The organism is Pseudorhodobacter ferrugineus DSM 5888, from assembly GCF_000420745.1.
GTDB classification, from domain to species: domain Bacteria; phylum Pseudomonadota; class Alphaproteobacteria; order Rhodobacterales; family Rhodobacteraceae; genus Pseudorhodobacter; species Pseudorhodobacter ferrugineus.
Genome location: NZ_ATVN01000008.1, coordinates 41888 through 58334 on the forward strand (window position 1 = coordinate 41888; position 16447 = coordinate 58334).

Genomic DNA, 16447 nt, shown 5'->3' on the forward strand with positions numbered 1-16447 from the left:
TGGAATATCGGCAAAGGCCTGCGATTGCGCGGGCCTTTTTTTATGTCTGGGGTTTGCGTTCTGGCGGGCCAAAAACAAAAGAAGCGGCCCCTTTGCGATATGCCAGAGGAGCATATCAGGGCCGCCCTTTTTGAAACCTGGCGGTTTTGACGGGAAGGGTGCCTTGGGCCCGTTCGCCCTGTGGTCTTACCGCGCTTGCCGCCTGAACCTCCGTGTCGCGACGAGATTGCATCGCGTCACAAGGAGAACATGGCTGAAATGAGGCGAGCTGTCAAAGTTTATTCGTAATTCAACAGTTTAACGGCAACAGTTAAGGTTAACTTAGCCGTATTGTTGCAGGTGCAGGGTGAAATAAGGCCGAATTAAGACGCAAAAAGGGCCCAGAGGGCCCAGATTGCGATTCGCAATTGCGGTTTGTGGTGTGGCCTCGCGGGGCTTAACGCGCGGCGACGGCGCGCGGTGCAGGCTGCGGTGCCGCTGCGGTTTTGAAAGCCTCCGGCTTGCGACGATTGCCGCGCTGGAATGGCATAGCAGGCGTGGCATCTTGGCTGGCGGCGATAACGGATTTCAACCAACGGCGTTTTGTCATGATCTGCTCCTGCTACTCTTTGTTTGCGCATTGCGCTGTGTTGCTTTCGTTAAGGGTAATATGGCGGTGCAATGGGGCCAGTTTTTGGCATGGATACATTTTTCCAAGAATTTTAGGGCTGGGCGCGGCGCGAAATATGGCGAATTTGCCATACCGCAGATGCACAATAAAATAAGGGCAATGCGCGCTGATTTGGCGACAATCGGGGCAGGATTGGTGGAATTGTTTCCGCGTTTACGGCAAGAACGTGGCGCGGTCTGCCGCCTTTGCGCCCGAATTACAGCCGGATCACGGAGATCAGCCGGCCATAATCGGCCTCGGCCAAATGCGTGGTGCGGCGGTAGGAAAAGAATCGGTCAGGGTCGGAATAGGTGCAATGGCGGGTCCATTCGGCATGGCCCACACCTGCGGCGCGCAAACGGGCAAGGCCGTAAGCTGGCAGATCAAACAGCGCACGGTCGCCAGCGCCGCCTGCAAAGAAACGGGCATGGTCGGGGTCGTCGTCAATAAAGCTTTCAACGAACTCGGGGCCAACCTCATAGGCGGCTTGCGATATGCACGGGCCAATGACGGCGGTGATGCCCGCACGGCTGGCACCCAAAGCGGTCATCGCGTCCAAAGTCGCCTCCAGCACCCCGTCCTTGACGCCGCGCCACCCTGCATGGGCGGCCCCGATAACGCCTGCCACAGGGTCGGCAAACAGCACGGGCTGGCAATCAGCGGTCAAAATGCCCAGCGCGATGCCGCGGGTGGCCGTGACCATCGCATCGGCGCGGGGCCTTATATCCAGCGGTGCGGTCAGGGTCACAACATCGGGGGAATGCACCTGATGCACGGTTTGGAGATTGTCGGGGTCCACATCCATCGCCGCCGCCACACGGGCGCGGTTTATCGCCACGGCCTCGGACAAATCGGTGCTGCCGGGGCCGCAGTTCAGCCCTTGGAATATGCCCGAAGATGCCCCGCCTTTGCGGGTGAAAAACCCGTGGGTCAGGGGCGCAAGCGCGTCAGAGGTGATGATTTCGATCATGTCAGTCGAACCCCGCAGGCGCTGGCATGTGGGCAGGATAAAGGGCCAGCGCTTTGAACAAGCTTCCCATTTCTTCGGGCCGGGTCAAGCGTTGTGTGGCCGACAGGTGGTTTTCCAGCGCTGCCCCCGTCAGATTGCGCGACAGACGTTCAGCCCGCGCGCCAATCCCAAGCCGTGCCAGCAAAGCGCCTTGGTCGGTCAGGCCCGTGGCGCGGATGTTGGTGGGCGGGGCGGCGGCGGCATTGGCCAGCGCCTCAAAATCCACATGGGCCGTCAGGTCAGCATGGCCGGGGGCAGCAAAAGGGTCGGCAAAGGCGTGGCCTTGCACCCCTTGCAGCGTATCCCCCTTGGACCGCCAATTGCCGTAGTCGATCATCAAAGCCGCCCCGCCGTGGCTGCTGATCTGGGTGCCGATGCGGGCCATGATGGGGCTGGCATCGGGGCGGGTTTCCACAACATCGCCGGGTTTGGTGTCATCCATCCGGTGCGCAAGGTCGGCGCGCGCGGTGGGGGCGGCATAGCCTTTGACCAGCGCGTTTTGCGCCACGCCCACAATGGTTTCGCACCAGCCGTCCACATGACGGGTGAATTGGCGGATGGGCAGGGCGTCAAAAAACTCATTGGCAATCAGGTACAAGGGCGCGTCATCGGGCAAACCCGCGATGCTTTCGGCCCATGTGACCTTGTGATCGGCCAAAGTGCTGGCCTGCACCGCGCGCAGGGGGGGCGATGCCTCGACCAGATGAATTTGGGCGGCAGCGTGAAAGCCCGCAACGGCGCGGGTCGCGCGCAGCAAGTCGGCCATCAGCGTCCCACGGCCAGGGCCAAGTTCGGCAAGGATAAACCGCGCAGGTGCCCCTTGATCGACCCAGGCTTGGGCGATGCACAGGCCCAACAGCTCGCCAAACATCTGGCTGATTTCGGGGCTGGTGATGAAATCGCCAGCCCGCCCCAACGGATCGCGGGTGGTGTAATAGCCGTGGTCGGGGTGCAAAAGACAAGCGGCCATATAGTCGTGCAAGCTGATCGGCCCTGACGCCGCGATTTGCGCTTTCAGCAGGGTTTCAAGTGGGGCTTCAACGGGCGTCACGGCGCGCCCACCAGATAAGGGCAACCCCCACCACGATCATCGGCAAGGACAGGGCCTGCCCCATCGTCAGCCCATAGCCGCCCGCGTGAAAGGCAAGACCTAGCGGGTTGCCATCGGTCACAAATTGCGCATCGGGTTGGCGGAAAAATTCCACAAAAAACCGCGCAGCACCGTAACCCGCAAAGAACAACCCCATAACTTGCCCCGGCCTGTGCAGCCAGTTGCGGCGGTAGACCAGCCACAAAAGGGCCGACCCCAATAGCAAACCCTCTAACCCTGCCTCGTACAATTGGCTGGGGTGGCGCGCGCAGATGCCCATCACATCGGGGCAATATTGCGCTGCATCCCCTGGAAAGGCCACGCCCCACGGCTTGTCTGTCGCACGGCCCCACAGCTCGGCGTTGATGAAATTGGCGATGCGTCCCAACAGCAGGCCAGGGGGGGCGGCAAGCGCCAACAGGTCGGCGGCTGGCAGCATGGGAATTTTCTCAAGCCGGAAAAACAGATAGGCCGCCACCACGACGCCCAAGAACCCGCCATGAAACGACATGCCACCTTGCCAGACCTTCAGAATTTCCAGCGGATGCGACAGGTAATATCCGGGCTGGTAAAACAGCGCGTAACCGATGCGCCCCCCCAAAATGACCCCTGCAATCACCCATGTCAGCAACCGTTCCACCTGATCGGCAGTCATTGGCGCAGCCCCTGCCCACAGCCGTGGCGTGGCAATGGCATGCAGCACCAATCGCCAGCCGATGATCAGCCCCGCAATATAGGCCAGCGCATACCAGCGCAGCGCAAAGGTCATGCCACCAACGCTGATCGAAAACAGTTCGGGCGAGATATTGGGAAAGGCGATGTAGCCTTGCATGCATGTATCCTTAAACGGGGCAGTCGTTTGGCTGGTTGTCGGGTGGCACCGTTGGGATGTCAACCAATTCGCCGCACCCGCTTGCCCCCAACGCAAGGGATCGCCATATAAGGTGTAAGATATAACGACCACAGGCACCACCAAGGAGGCCAGAATGCAGACCCGCAACAAGTTCTTTGACGATATGTCGCAGCTGATGACCAATGCGATGGGCGTGGCCCAAGGCGCCAAGACCGAGGCAGAAACCGCTATGAGCGGCATGGTCGACCGTTGGCTTGCCAGCCGCGATTTCGTGACGCGCGACGAATTTGATGCCGTGCGTGCCATGGCCCAAAAAGCGCGTGAGGAAAATGACGCGCTGGCAGCACGGCTTGCCGCGCTGGAAGGCAAGTCCAAGTAAATTGCGTGCCACCGCGCGGGCAGGATCTGGCGCGGTGGCTTGACGCTCGTTGTTGTGGATATGCCTTTGCAAAACCCGCCCCCTTTTGTGATCGGTTGTGATGGTGGCGGCACGGGCTGCCGCTTGGTCATTGCCGATGTCGCGGGGCGCGTTCTGGCGCAAGGTGCGGGCGGCCCTGCGAATGTAACATCCGATTTTGACGGCGCGGTTGCCAGCCTGAACACAGCTTTGGCCCAAGCCGCTGCGCAGTTGGCCCTGACGCCCGCCGATATATTGGCAGGTGTGGCGCATTTTGGCCTTGCGGGGGTGCAATCGCCCCAAGACAGCGCCCGCATCGCAGCCGCCTTTCCCTTTTTGCGGATCAACGTCACCGAAGACCGCCTGATCGCAGTGGCGGGCGCTTTGGGCACAGCGGATGGCGTGTTGATCGGGCTGGGCACAGGGACCATCATCGCCGCACAACGCGGCGGGCAATCGCTGCGGATTGGCGGCTGGGGGCTGGCCCTGTCGGATGATGCCTCGGGCGCGTGGTTGGGGCGGCTGGTGTTGCAGCGGGTTTTGCTGGCGCAGGATGGGATGGAGCCGTTCACCCCGCTGACGGATGCGGTTTTTTCGCGGTTTGACCGTGACCCTCGCGGTTTGGTTGGCTTTGCCAGCACGGCGCGGCCTGCCGATTATGCACGCTTTGCGCCGGATGTTATTGCGGCGGCTGGGGCGGGCGATGCGGTTGGGCTTGCACTAATGCAGCAAGGCGCGGCCTATCTGGCCCGCGCACTTACCGTCTTGCGCTTTGCCCCGTCTGAAATTTTGTGCCTGACCGGCGGCGTTGGCCCGCATTACGCCCCCTATTTACCCGTAGCGGCGCAAAAGGCCGTAATAGCGCCCAAAGGCCAAGCGGTGGATGGTGCCCTGGAGTTGGCGATGGGTTTGACTGCGCAGGGTTAGGCCGCATGTTTTCGCAGCAAAGCCTTGGGGTGCGGTTGACAGCGGGGGCAAAACCATGGCCCTTATGCACTGGTATGGTACCGCTGATGCGGGCGAATGGGGGGAGACAACATCATGGGCAGGCTAACTGGCAAACGGGCTTTTGTAACGGCGGCAGGGCAAGGCATCGGTCGGGCCGCAGCGCTGGCCATGGCCCGCGAAGGGGCGCAGGTCATTGCGACCGACATCAACGCCGAAACGCTGGCAAGCCTTGCAGCGGAAGGGGTTGAAACGCATCTGCTGGATGTGCGCGACCCTGCGGCGGTCAAGGCCATGGCGGCGCGGGTGGGCACGGTCGACGTGCTGTTCAACTGCGCAGGCTTTGTGGCCCACGGCACGATCTTGGATTGCGACGAGGATCAATGGGCGTTCAGCGTCGATCTGAACATGACCGCGATGTACCGTGTCACCCGCGCGTTTTTGCCCGCGATGCTGGCCAATGGCGGTGGGTCGATTATCAACATGTCGTCGGTCGCGTCGTCGATTATCGCAGCCCCGAACCGCTATGTTTACGGCGCGACCAAAGCGGCAGTGATCGGGATGACCAAGGCGATTGCCGCCGATTTCATCACCCAAGGCATCCGCTGCAACGCGATTTGCCCCGGCACGATAGACAGCCCGTCATTGGAACAACGGATGAAGGATCTTGGCGGCGGGGATTATGCCGCTGGCCGCGCCGCCTTTATGACGCGTCAACCGATGGGGCGCATGGGCACGCCGGACGAGATTGCCAATCTGGTGGTCTATCTGGCATCGGATGACAGCAGCCTGACCACGGGGGCCGCCCATGTGATCGATGGCGGCTGGTCGAATGTATAAAAGAGAGGAAAGACAATGAAACTTTTGCGTCATGGCCCCTTGGGGCAGGAAAAACCGGGGATACTGGCCGCAGATGGCACGATGCGCGATTTGTCGGAACATGTGGCCGATATTGGCGGCGTGGCGCTGACCGATGCGGCGCTGGCAAAGCTGTCCAAGATTGACCCGATGTCGCTGCCTTTGGTCGCTACGGGAACACGCCTTGGCGCCTGTGTGGCAGGAACCGGCAAATTCATTTGCATAGGGCTGAACTATGCCGACCATGCGGCTGAAAGCGGTATGGCCGTGCCGCCCGAGCCGGTGATTTTCATGAAAGCCACCAGTGCGATTTGTGGGCCGAATGATCCTGTCATTATCCCGCGCGGGTCGGTCAAGACCGACTGGGAGGTGGAGTTGGGCGTGATCATCGGCACCAAGTGCAAATACGTCAGCGAGGCCGATGCGCTGGCCCATGTTGCAGGCTATTGCGTGTCAAACGATGTATCCGAGCGGGCGTTTCAGACCGAACGCGCGGGGCAATGGACCAAGGGCAAGTCTTGCGACAACTTTGGTCAGATTGGCCCCTATCTGGTGACGCGCGACGAGGTGGCCGACCCGCAAAATCTGGCCATGTGGCTGACCGTGAACGGCAAGAAAATGCAGAACGGGTCGACCAAGACGATGGTTTACGGTGTGGCGCATGTGGTGTCTTACCTAAGCCAGTTCATGACCTTGCATCCCGGTGATGTGATCTCTACAGGCACCCCGCCCGGCGTGGGCATGGGTATGAAGCCGCCGCAGTATTTAAAAGCGGGAGATGTGATCGAGCTGTCGATCGAAGGCTTGGGCCAGCAGCGGCAGGATGTGATCGCCGACCCGGCCTAAGCGCAGGCGCGTGTGCGGCTGATGCAGTGGCAAAGGGGCGGCGGGCAGCGATGCTTGCCGTCCTTTTTTGCCGAGCTGTGTCAGTGTGAAGATGGGGCCTCCGGCGGGGATATTTAAGAACAGAAAAATTGAGAGCGATGATCACGCCCAATGCGGTCGCCGAAAGCCGGCACGGTTTGCGGCCGGGCCCAACCTTGAGGCGATGCTTGCGGGCCGTTGCCCGCAGGCATCAACGAATGGCGGGAGTGTCCCCTTTACAAAGAGACCGCCCTTATCCCTTTTTGCGGCGCATATTGGCTTTAAAATCGGCCAGTCGGAAAGCGCCGATCAGGGTGCCGATGCCGAAATAGCTGATGATGCCGACCATCACCAAGGCAAACAGGGCAAGATAGCGCAGACCGCTGGCCGCGAAATAGGGGTCCAGCACATGCGCCGCCCCCCACAAAATCGCCCCCATCGCAAGGGACGCGGCAAAAATCCGGGGCGCGCGGTTACGCAAACGCGCATCCAGTTGTGCCGCCAGCCCCATTCTCCGCGCGCCGTGCCACAGCTGCGCAACCATCACCCAAGCCGACAGCGTGGTGGCCCAAGCGGCGGCGGAAAAGCCGATCAACGGCACAAGGCCAACCGCGATACACAGGTTCACTATCATTGAGATCACCGCGAAATAAAACGGACGGCGGGTATCTTCGCGGGCGTAATACAAAGGTTGCAGCACCTTTTGCAGCACAAAGGCAGGCAGGCCAATGCCGTAAATCGCAAGCGCTAGGGCCGTAGGTGCGGTATCGGTGGCATCAAACGCGCCGCGTTCAAACAGCACTGAAATTAGCGGATAGGCAATGACCACCAGCGCCACCGCCGATGGCACGGTCAATGCCAGCGCAAATTCCGTTCCCCGGTTATAGCTGCTTTGCCCGCCTGCCTCATCCCCCGCCCGCAAACGGCGCGACAGGTCGGGCAGCAGCACCGTGCCAATCGCAATGCCCACCACGCCCAACGGCAGTTGGTACAAGCGGTCGGCATAGGTCAGCCACGCCACCGCACCTTCGGTAAAGGACGCGACTTGGCGGCCCACCAGCAGGTTAATCTGCACCACGCCCCCCGCCAGCACCGCAGGCGCCGCAATCATCGCGAGGCGCTTGAGTTCCGGCGTCATGCGCGGCCGTCGCGGGATCAGGGTAAAGCCTGCTTTATGCGCCCACCACCAGGCAAAGGCGAATTGCGCCACGCCCGTCACAGGCACCGTCCATGCCAGTGTCAGGCCCATATCCCAGCCCAGATAATCGGCCAGAAACATCGCCGCGATAAAGATCAGGTTCAGCAGCACCGGCACAAAAGATGCCTCGGTAAACCGGCCCAAGGTGGTCAGCACCCCCGACAAAAGCGCCACGAGCGAAATGAACAGGATATAGACAAAGCTGATGCGCCCGTATTCGACCGCCAGATCAAAACGCGCATCGCCAACAAACCCCGATGCCATAGCCCACACCAGCCACGGCATGGCGATGGTGCCGATGAGGGAGAACACCACCAAAATTGCCCCCAGCGCCGAAAACGCATCGCGGGCAAAGCCATGCGGGTCGTCCCCTGCCTCCAGCTTTTTGGCAAACAGCGGCACAAAGGCCATGTTGAATGCACCTTCGGCAAAGAAACGACGAAACATGTTGGGCAAGGAAAAGGCGATCAAGAACGCCTCGGCCACCGGCCCCGTGCCCAGATAGGCCGCCATCATCACGTCGCGCACGAAACCCACGCCACGGCTGGCCAATGTCCAGCCGCCCACGGTCAAAAACCCTTTGACCAATCTTATCGGCTTCATACCTTTGCCCTCTCGACACCATCAATGATGGCTTGGCGCAGCTTGCGCTCCAGCGCGTCTTGTTTTTGTTTGGTATGCAGTTTCAACCCGAACATGTCTTTGACGTAAAAGCTGTCGACGACCTGTGCGCCGAATGTCGCGATCACGGCGCTGGCGATATAGATGTTATTGGCCGCCAAGGTGCGCGTCAGATCATAAAGCAATCCGGGGCGGTCGCGGGTATCCACCTCGACAATCGTGTAAATCTCGGACCCTTCATTGTCGAACGTAATATGGGTTGGGAACCGAAACTCGCGCTCGCGCTTTTTCACGCGGTCACGGTCGGCCAGCGCGTCGCGCGCAATCACCTCGCCGCGCAGGGTTTTGCTGATCATCGTGCGCAGGCGGGGCAGGCGGGCGGCCTCATAGGGGTGGCCTTCGGAATCTTGCACCCAAAACACCGCCGTCGCCCAACCATCTTTGGACGTATAGGTCCGCGCATCGACCACGTTTGCCCCAACCAGAGCCAAGGCCCCCGCAAGGCGCGAAAAGATACCGGGATGATCGGCCAGCGCAAAGGCCGCGCGGGTGGCATCGCGGTCGCCGTCAGGGTGCAGATCAATCCGGATCTCATCATCGCTGATGTCCAATAGCAACTTGGCAAATACCGCTTGGGTTTCCGTGGGCAGGCCTTGCCAATAGGGTGGGTAATGGCGGGCCAGCTCGGCACGAACCGCCTTTGCATCCCAATCAATCAACCGTTCCTTCAACATTTTTTTGGCCGCATCGGCGCGGTTTTCGCGGTTCAGGGTTTCAAGGCCCCCTTCCAGCGCCGTGGTTGTGTCGCGGTAAAGCTGACGCAGCAGCATCGCTTTCCAGTTGTTCCACGTGCCCGGACCCACGCCGCGAATGTCGCATACGGTCAGCACACACAGCAAATCCAGCCGCTTGCGGGTTTTTACCAGCTTGGCAAAATCGCGCACCGTGCGCGGGTCCGACAAATCACGCTTTTGCGCCACATCCGACATCAGCAAATGATAGCGCACCAGCCATTCGACCGTCTCGGATTCCTCGGGGTTCAACCCCAAACGTGGGCACACCCTGCGGGCGATTTGCGCCCCAAGAATGGAATGATCCTCGGGGCGGCCCTTGCCGATGTCATGCAGCAGCAAGGCGATATACATGATCTTGCGGTTCACCCCATCTTTCAAAATGCTCGAGGACAGCGGCAATTCCTCAACCAACTCTCCCCGTTCAATCTGGGCAAGGGTGGAGATGCATTGGATCGTATGCTCATCCACCGTGTAGTGATGATAGACGTTGAACTGCATCATCGCCACGATCGCCTCAAACTCGGGGATGATCGCGGACAGTACGCCCAGTTCGTTCATCCGCCGCAGCGCGCGTTCGGGGTTGCCGTGTTTCAGCAAAAGATCATGGAATATGCGCAAGGTTTCGCGGTCGGTGCGCAGGTCATCGTCGATCAGGTGCAAGTTGGCGGTGATGGCACGCATGGCTGTGGGGTGGATCAGATAGCCGGTGCGCAGCGCCTCTTCAAAGATGCGCAGCAGGTTCAGCGGTTCGGCTGCAAGATCGCCGCCGTCACCAAACACAATGCGCCCTTGTTCCAGCGCAAACCCGTATTTCAGCTTTTTGCGGCGGCGGAAAAACCCGATCAGCGCCGGTTCGGATTTGGCATGCCGCGCCTCGAGCTGGGTCAAAAAGATGCGGGTCAATTCGCCCACGCGGGTGGCGTGGCGAAAGTAATCCTGCATGAAATGTTCAACATCGCGGCGGCCTGCGCCATCGCTGTATCCCATCCGCGCGGCCACTTCGACTTGCAAATCAAAGGTCAGCTGATCCATCGGGCGGTTGGTGATATAGTGCAGGTGGCAGCGCACATCCCACAGGAAATTTTCCGCCGTAGCGAATACATCATATTCGTCTTGGGTCAACAATCCGGCCTGCACCAAACCCGACGCGGTTTGCACCTCATGCAGATATTTCCCGATCCAATACAGCGTTTGCAGGTCGCGCAAACCGCCTTTGCCCTCTTTGACATTGGGTTCCAGCACATAGCGCTGGCCGCCTTGGCGTTTGTGACGCTCGGCCCGTTCTGCCAGCTTTGCCTCGATGAATTCAGGGCCGGTTTTGCGGAACAGTTCCGACCACAGCTTGGTGCGCAATTCACGCGCCAAGGGTTCTTCGCCCGCCAGAAAGCGGCGTTCCAAAAGGGCGGTGCGAATGGTGATATCTTCGCGCGCGAGGCGGATGCAATCGCGCACGGTGCGGGTGGAATGCCCAACCTTCAGCTTTAGGTCCCACAGCATATACAGCATCGATTCGATCACCGATTCCGCCCAAGGGGTCACCTTGTACGGTGTCAGGAACAGCAAATCGACATCGGAATGGGGGGCCATTTCTGCGCGTCCGTAACCGCCCACGGCAACAACCGCGATGCGTTCGGATTCTGTTGGGTTGGACAAAGGGTGCAAATGGGTCGTGGCCACGTGCAACGCCGTGCTGACAATCCGGTCGGTCAGCCACGCGTTTGCGCGGATCAACTCGCGCGCCGCATGTGGTTTGGCGCGAAACGCCGCTTCCAGCCGTGTATTGGCGGCGGCGCGGGCCGCTGCAAGGTGCTGCACCGCAATCGCCCGCGCCTCGCGCCCTGCCGCGGCATCTGCATTGGCAATGTCAGCAGCGATTTGATCCATCAGCGCCGTGGCGCCGAGAATCTGGTCCGGCGGCAGGATCAGGTCGTCAAACCCAAGCTGGGGCAGGCTGGGAAAAGGCACACCCGCCAAAGATCCGGCGGGTATGTCTTGGGCCGCTTTGGTGCGGGGCATAGGGGCTATCCGATTGAAACGGGTGCGAGGTCAGAACCCCGCACCGCCAAAGCTGCGGGGGGCGGCATCAATGATGACCACTTGACTGTTACGGATCTGCGCAATCGCAAGGCCGCGCTCATTCGTGCCATCACCGCGCAGCCGGAAAATGCCGTTCACGCCGACAAATCCCGACCCTTGGGTCAGCGCCTGTGCCGTCAGGGCATTCGCATTGCCGCGTTTGACCAAGGCGCCAATCGCTGCAATGCCATCATAGGCCAGCCCTGCGATCGGGTGCGGCGCCTCGCCATAAGCGGCTTGATAACGCGATTGGAACTGCTGGAACAACGCAGGATCGGGCATGGCAAACCAGCCCCCCTGCACACCCGGCAGCGCCAGTGTCGCGGTTGGAATATCCCAACGGGTCAGGCCAATGAACTGGGCCACCGATGGGTCAATACGATTGTCGCGCAGCAATTGTGTAAGCAGCGGCAGCGCGCCTGCTGTATCAGCCGTCATAAACACGGCCTGCGCGCCCGAACTGCGCACTTGGGCCGCAATTTCCGGGGCCGCTTTCACAATGCCGTTCTGCGAAAACTCGTACCCGACACGCGCCACAACCGTGCCACCCGCATTGGCAACGCCGCGCTCAATCGCGATCCGCCCGACCTCACCCGCAGGCGTGCGGTCGTTTACGACCATGATATTCCGCTTGCCTTGCTTGGCTGCAAAAGACGCCAGCCGGTTGGCGGTATTTTGAAAGGTTGGCCCAAGCACAAAGACGTTGCCGCCTGCGATGTCGGTATTGTTGGAAAAGGACAAAACATTGACGCCACGGGCGGCCACCGCGACACCTGCCGCGTTGGCGTTTTGGGCAAAGACAGGGCCAAGAATGATTTTCGCGCCCTCATCAACAGCTTTGATTGCGGCGGCTTGTGCGCCTGCGGGTTTGCCTCCGGTGCTATAGACCCTTAGGTCAATCTTGACGTTGCCAAGGTCTGAAATTGCCAGTTTTGCGGCGCGCTCAAGGGATTTCGCCAACACATCATCGCCTGCCGAGCCAGATCCGCTTGGGACCAACAACGCCACGGGAACCGGGGCAGAGGCATTAATCGAAGGCCCTCCGCCTCCGACGACGCCAATGGGCTGACATGCCGAGAGGGCCAAAGCAGCGGCACCCGCCGCCACCCATGTCAATGACTTGCGGGCAGATTTTAAAAACGACAACATACGGGTCCCTCATTCCGGTGGTACAGCAGACAGCTTAACCCTATGCGTTTCGGGGAATGAAGTAAACTTTGGAAGGGGCCGGAATGACGAGTTCTGAATGGACAGATGCAGATGGCGTGGCACAGGGCGCAGGCGCGTTCCGTCCCGACCCGCGTGCCTTGGCACCGGGGTTGTACTTTGTATCGACCCCGATTGGCGCGGCGCGCGATATCACCTTGCGGGGCCTCGATATTTTGGCCAAGGCCGATGTGCTGGCCGCCGAAGATACCCGCACCCTGAAACACCTCATGGAGATTCACGGTGTTGCTTTGGGCGATCGGCATGTCTTTGCTTATCATGATCATAACGGCGATGTTATGCGCCCCAAACTGCTGCGCGCCTTGGCCGAAGGCAAATCGGTGGCCTATGCGTCCGAGGCGGGAACACCGCTGATTGCCGACCCCGGGTTTCAATTGGGCCGCGCCGCAATTGCCGAAGGATTGACGGTTCTGGCCGCACCAGGGGCGTCGGCGGTGCTGGCGGCGCTGACGGTTTCCGGCCTGCCAAGCGACCGGTTCTTGTTTGCAGGATTTTTGCCAACACAAGCCGGCGCACGGGCAAAGGTGCTTGCCGAACTGGGCGACGTGCCTGCGACGCTAATTTTTTACGAATCACCCAAACGCATTAACCGAACCTTAGGTGAAATGGCGCAAAGCTGGGGGGATGAGAGAGAGGCGGTCGTGTGCCGCGAATTGACCAAGCGATTCGAAGAGGTGACGCGGGGCAATCTGGGCGACTTGGTTCAGGCCTTTGACGGTCGGGCGGTGAAAGGTGAAATCGTGGTTCTGGTGGGTCGGGCTGTGGCGCAGAAATTGGATGATGCCAGTATCGAAGACCGGCTGCGGGCGCATTTGGTCGGCAAATCTGTGAAAGATGCTGCCGCTGATGTGGCGTCGGAACTGAATTTACCAAGGCGCGAGGTGTATCAACGCGCGCTGCGGTTGAGCGAGGAGGATGATGCATGAGTGGATTGGTATCCTATCGGGCCGGACTTGCCGCCGAAGACGCCGTTGCACGCCACTACGCAGACGCAGGGCGCGTGATGGCGGCTTCGCGGTGGCGTGGTGCATCAGGCGAGATTGATTTGATCATGCGTGACGGGGCTGTGATTGTTTTTGTCGAGGTCAAGAAAGCCGCGACCCATGCAGAGGCTGCTTTGCGCCTGACCAGCCGGCAAATGGCACGGATCTATGCGTCTGCTTCCGAATTTTTGGCGGGGGAACCTGCTGGACAGATGACGGAAAGCCGGTTTGACGTGGCTTTGGTTGATAGTTACGGGCGCATCGAGGTTTTGGAAAATGCATTTGCCGCGTGAAAACAATCTGTGATGACGGATTGCATGGCGCGAAGCCATGCGGCAAGTAAAGGCATCACATGAAGGGATGCGCCATGAGCCTGAAAGTCGCTTTGCAAATGGATCCGATTGGGTCCGTAAACATCGACGCCGATAGTACGTTTCGGATTGCCATTGAGGCGCAGGCGCGGGGGCATTCGTTGTTTTTCTACACGCCGGACAAATTGGCTTACCGCGAAGGGCGCGTTGTGGCGCGCGGATTTCCGATTGAGCTGCGTCGCGAAAAGGGAAACCATGTCAGCTATGGCGATGAGGTCGAGGTAGATCTGGCCGATTTTGATGTGGTCTGGCTGCGTCAAGACCCGCCGTTTGATATGGGTTATATCACCACGACGCATTTGCTGGATATGATCCACCCCAAGACATTGGTGGTGAATGATCCGTTTTGGGTGCGCAATTTTCCAGAAAAGCTGTTGGTGTTGCGTTTTCCCGATCTGACCCCGCCAACCTTGATCGCGCGCGATTTGGCCACGATCCGCGCGTTCAAGGCCGAGCATGGTGATATCATCCTCAAACCGCTTTACGGTAATGGCGGCGCGGGGGTGTTTCGCTTGGGGCCAGATGATCGCAACCTGTCATCGCTGCATGAGCTGTTCTCAGGCATCAACCGCGAGCCTTTGATCGCGCAGAAGTTTTTGCCGGCCGTGGCCAAGGGCGACAAGCGGGTGATTTTGGTGGATGGAGAGCCGGTTGGCGCCATTAACCGCGTCCCGCAACCGGGGGAAACGCGGTCCAATATGCATGTCGGCGGGCGGGCTGAAAAGGTTGAGCTAACGCCGCGTGACCGTGAGATTTGCGCGCGGATCGGGCCGACCTTGCGCGACAACGGGCAGGTGTTTGTCGGGATTGATGTGATCGGCGATTGGTTGACAGAGATCAACGTGACCTCGCCCACCGGTATTCAAGAGCTTGAGCGGTTTGACGGCACCAACACGGCCGCCAAAATCTGGGACGTGATTGAGGCCAAGCGGGCCTGAGGCCTTTTGCAGCCTATTTCTCTTTGGGACCAAAGGCGAGGCGAAAGCTGACCGCTTCGGCGACATGCGGGCTGCGGACATCGGTGGAATGGTCCAGATCGGCGATGGTTCGGGCCACCCGCAAAACACGGTGATAGCCACGCGCCGAAAGGCCAAAGCGTTCGGCGACTCGGGTCAGCAACGCTTTGCCCTCGGCATCGGGCGTGGCGATATCTTCCAGCAGCGCGCCTTCGGCTTCGGCGTTCACGCGAATACCGTCGGCCCCTTCAAAGCGTTTGGTTTGCACCGCGCGGGCGGCGGCCACGCGCGCGGCGATGACGGCGGATCGCTCACCTGTGCTGGGCAAGTCAAGGTCGGTATAGGACACAGGCGGCACCTCGACCCGCAGATCGAATCGGTCCATCAAGGGGCCGGAAATACGCCCCAGATAATCCTCGCCACATACGGGAACACGGGCGCAGGCGCGGGCAGGATCTGCCAGATAGCCACATTTGCAAGGGTTTGCTGCGGCAACCAGCAAGAACCGGCAGGGATAGCGCACATGGGCATTGGCGCGGGCAACCACCACTTCACCCGTCTCGATCGGTTGGCGCAGGGTTTCCAGCACGGGGCGCGGAAATTCGGGAAATTCGTCCATAAACAGCACCCCGTTATGGGCAAGGCTGATTTGCCCCGGTTTTGCGCCGCGCCCGCCGCCAACGATTGCCGCCATGCTTGCGGTATGGTGCGGTTCGCAAAACGGGCGTTGGCGCGAAATGCCGCCTTCAGACAGCAAGCCCGCCAGCGAATGGATCATCGAGGTTTCCAAGGCTTCTACGGGTGACAAGGGCGGCAGAATGCTGGGCAAGCGGGCGGCGAGCATGGATTTGCCCGAACCGGGCGAGCCGACGAGCAGCAAATGGTGCCGCCCTGCTGCCGCAATTTCCAGCGCCCGTTTGGCGCGTTCCTGCCCCTTCACATCGGCAAAATCGCGGCCATGGGTTTCGGGTTTTACCTCGCCCGCCTCGGACGGCGTGATCGGCGCTTGGCCGGTGTAATGGCGCACAACTTCATCCAAAGTCGCGGCCCCGAGGACTTGGGTCGCGCCGACCCATGCCGCCTCGGCACCGCAGGCGCGGGGGCACAGCAGGCTGCGATCTGCCTCGGCTGCCGCCATCGCGGCGGGAAGGGCACCGATCACCGGCACCAAGCGCCCATCAAGCGACAATTCGCCCAAAGCAACCGTGTTTTCAACGACATCGCGGGGGATGATTTCCAGCGAGGCAAGCAGGGCCAAAGCGATGGGCAAGTCGAAATGCGACCCTTCCTTGGGTAAATCAGCGGGCGACAGGTTAACGGTGATCCGCTTGGAGGGAAGGGCGATGGACATCGACGACAGCGCCGCGCGCACCCGTTCGCGCGCCTCGGACACCGCTTTGTCGGGCAGGCCCACGATGCTGAACGCGGGCAGGCCGGGGGCCAGCGCGCATTGCACCTCGACGATTCGCGCCTCGACCCCTTCAAAGGCCACTGTAAAGGCCCGTGCGACCATTGCCCAACTCCCGTTAACATTGGTTAATCAGTAGCGGGGCAAT

General features: G+C 60.5%; 15 protein-coding genes. 7 read left to right on the forward strand and 8 right to left on the reverse strand.

Going from position 1 to position 16447, the window contains the following annotated elements; genetic code table 11:
• Positions 1-436 precede the first annotated feature (436 nt).
• From G560_RS20975 to lgt, 4 genes are all read right to left on the reverse strand, one after another.
• Entirely contained in the window at positions 437-589 is a 153-nt protein-coding gene (locus tag G560_RS20975; protein ID WP_022703946.1) for a hypothetical protein, read from the reverse strand.
• Positions 590-866: 277 nt separating this feature from the next.
• On the reverse strand, positions 867-1619 hold the full coding sequence (gene pgeF, locus G560_RS0108775; protein WP_022703947.1) for a peptidoglycan editing factor PgeF: 753 nt from the start codon (positions 1617-1619) through the stop codon (positions 867-869).
• 1 nt (position 1620) lies between these two features.
• Positions 1621-2709 carry a class I SAM-dependent methyltransferase gene (locus G560_RS0108780; RefSeq protein ID WP_022703948.1) on the reverse strand — a complete coding sequence of 363 codons (1089 nt, stop codon included), beginning with the start codon at positions 2707-2709 and terminating at the stop codon, positions 1621-1623.
• The gene (gene lgt / locus G560_RS0108785) at positions 2696-3580 is read right to left on the reverse strand and encodes a prolipoprotein diacylglyceryl transferase (RefSeq protein WP_022703949.1); all 885 of its coding nucleotides are present in this window, start codon (positions 3578-3580) and stop codon (positions 2696-2698) included. The genes G560_RS0108780 and lgt overlap by 14 nt, the downstream gene beginning before the upstream one ends.
• A 154-nt stretch (positions 3581-3734) precedes the next feature.
• Here lgt and G560_RS0108790 point away from each other — a divergent pair, with 154 nt between their 5' ends.
• The 4 genes from G560_RS0108790 to G560_RS0108805 all read left to right on the forward strand — a co-directional run bounded on the left by G560_RS0108790 (position 3735) and on the right by G560_RS0108805 (position 6647).
• Positions 3735-3980 carry an accessory factor UbiK family protein gene (locus G560_RS0108790; RefSeq protein ID WP_022703950.1) on the forward strand — a complete coding sequence of 82 codons (246 nt, stop codon included), beginning with the start codon at positions 3735-3737 and terminating at the stop codon, positions 3978-3980.
• 87 nt (positions 3981-4067) lie between these two features.
• Positions 4068-4925, forward strand: coding sequence for a glucosamine kinase nucleotide-binding domain-containing protein (locus G560_RS0108795; RefSeq protein WP_162140856.1), 858 nt, complete (start codon positions 4068-4070; stop codon positions 4923-4925).
• A 111-nt stretch (positions 4926-5036) separates the two neighbouring features.
• Entirely contained in the window at positions 5037-5783 is a 747-nt protein-coding gene (locus G560_RS0108800; protein WP_028913897.1) for an SDR family oxidoreductase, read from the forward strand.
• Between the two features lie 15 nt (positions 5784-5798).
• Positions 5799-6647: a fumarylacetoacetate hydrolase family protein gene (locus tag G560_RS0108805; RefSeq protein ID WP_022703953.1), complete on the forward strand. Its 849-nt coding sequence runs from the start codon at positions 5799-5801 to the stop codon at positions 6645-6647.
• A 271-nt stretch (positions 6648-6918) separates the two neighbouring features.
• Here G560_RS0108805 and murJ read toward each other — a convergent pair whose 3' ends face one another.
• From murJ to G560_RS0108820, 3 genes are all read right to left on the reverse strand, one after another.
• Positions 6919-8466, reverse strand: coding sequence for a murein biosynthesis integral membrane protein MurJ (gene murJ, locus G560_RS0108810; RefSeq protein ID WP_022703954.1), 1548 nt, complete (start codon positions 8464-8466; stop codon positions 6919-6921).
• Positions 8463-11162, reverse strand: coding sequence for a [protein-PII] uridylyltransferase (locus G560_RS0108815; RefSeq protein WP_231575855.1), 2700 nt, complete (start codon positions 11160-11162; stop codon positions 8463-8465). The genes murJ and G560_RS0108815 overlap by 4 nt, the downstream gene beginning before the upstream one ends.
• Before the next feature lie 162 nt (positions 11163-11324).
• Complete coding sequence (locus G560_RS0108820; protein ID WP_022703956.1) at positions 11325-12503, reverse strand: penicillin-binding protein activator; 1179 nt, start codon at positions 12501-12503, stop codon at positions 11325-11327.
• A gap of 83 nt (positions 12504-12586) precedes the next feature.
• Between G560_RS0108820 and rsmI the strand changes: the two genes are divergently transcribed.
• The 3 genes from rsmI (at position 12587) to gshB (ending at position 14873) form a co-directional block, all read left to right on the forward strand.
• Positions 12587-13507, forward strand: coding sequence for a 16S rRNA (cytidine(1402)-2'-O)-methyltransferase (gene rsmI, locus G560_RS0108825; protein WP_022703957.1), 921 nt, complete (start codon positions 12587-12589; stop codon positions 13505-13507).
• Positions 13504-13857 (forward strand): YraN family protein, encoded by a 354-nt coding sequence (locus G560_RS0108830; RefSeq protein WP_022703958.1) that lies wholly within the window; start codon positions 13504-13506, stop codon positions 13855-13857. Before rsmI ends, G560_RS0108830 begins: the two co-directional genes overlap by 4 nt.
• Positions 13858-13931: 74 nt before the next feature.
• Positions 13932-14873, forward strand: a complete 942-nt coding sequence (gshB, locus tag G560_RS0108835) for a glutathione synthase (protein WP_022703959.1) — start codon at positions 13932-13934, stop codon at positions 14871-14873.
• A gap of 13 nt (positions 14874-14886) precedes the next feature.
• Here gshB and G560_RS0108840 read toward each other — a convergent pair whose 3' ends face one another.
• Positions 14887-16404, reverse strand: coding sequence for a YifB family Mg chelatase-like AAA ATPase (locus G560_RS0108840; RefSeq protein ID WP_022703960.1), 1518 nt, complete (start codon positions 16402-16404; stop codon positions 14887-14889).
• Between the last annotated feature and the right edge of the window lie 43 nt (positions 16405-16447).

Excerpts from the sequence above, each read along its gene's own strand:
- G560_RS20975 (WP_022703946.1), bottom strand. The coding sequence starts at position 589 with ATGACAAAACGCCGTTGGTTGAAATCCGTTATCGCCGCCAGCCAAGAT.
- pgeF (WP_022703947.1), bottom strand. The coding sequence starts at position 1,619 with ATGATCGAAATCATCACCTCTGACGCGCTTGCGCCCCTGACCCACGGG.
- lgt (WP_022703949.1), bottom strand. The coding sequence starts at position 3,580 with ATGCAAGGCTACATCGCCTTTCCCAATATCTCGCCCGAACTGTTTTCG.
- G560_RS0108790 (WP_022703950.1), top strand. The coding sequence starts at position 3,735 with ATGCAGACCCGCAACAAGTTCTTTGACGATATGTCGCAGCTGATGACC.
- G560_RS0108805 (WP_022703953.1), top strand. The coding sequence starts at position 5,799 with ATGAAACTTTTGCGTCATGGCCCCTTGGGGCAGGAAAAACCGGGGATA.
- murJ (WP_022703954.1), bottom strand. The coding sequence starts at position 8,466 with ATGAAGCCGATAAGATTGGTCAAAGGGTTTTTGACCGTGGGCGGCTGG.
- G560_RS0108815 (WP_231575855.1), bottom strand. The coding sequence starts at position 11,162 with ATGGATCAAATCGCTGCTGACATTGCCAATGCAGATGCCGCGGCAGGG.
- G560_RS0108820 (WP_022703956.1), bottom strand. The coding sequence starts at position 12,503 with ATGTTGTCGTTTTTAAAATCTGCCCGCAAGTCATTGACATGGGTGGCG.
- rsmI (WP_022703957.1), top strand. The coding sequence starts at position 12,587 with ATGACGAGTTCTGAATGGACAGATGCAGATGGCGTGGCACAGGGCGCA.
- G560_RS0108830 (WP_022703958.1), top strand. The coding sequence starts at position 13,504 with ATGAGTGGATTGGTATCCTATCGGGCCGGACTTGCCGCCGAAGACGCC.
- gshB (WP_022703959.1), top strand. The coding sequence starts at position 13,932 with ATGAGCCTGAAAGTCGCTTTGCAAATGGATCCGATTGGGTCCGTAAAC.
- G560_RS0108840 (WP_022703960.1), bottom strand. The coding sequence starts at position 16,404 with ATGGTCGCACGGGCCTTTACAGTGGCCTTTGAAGGGGTCGAGGCGCGA.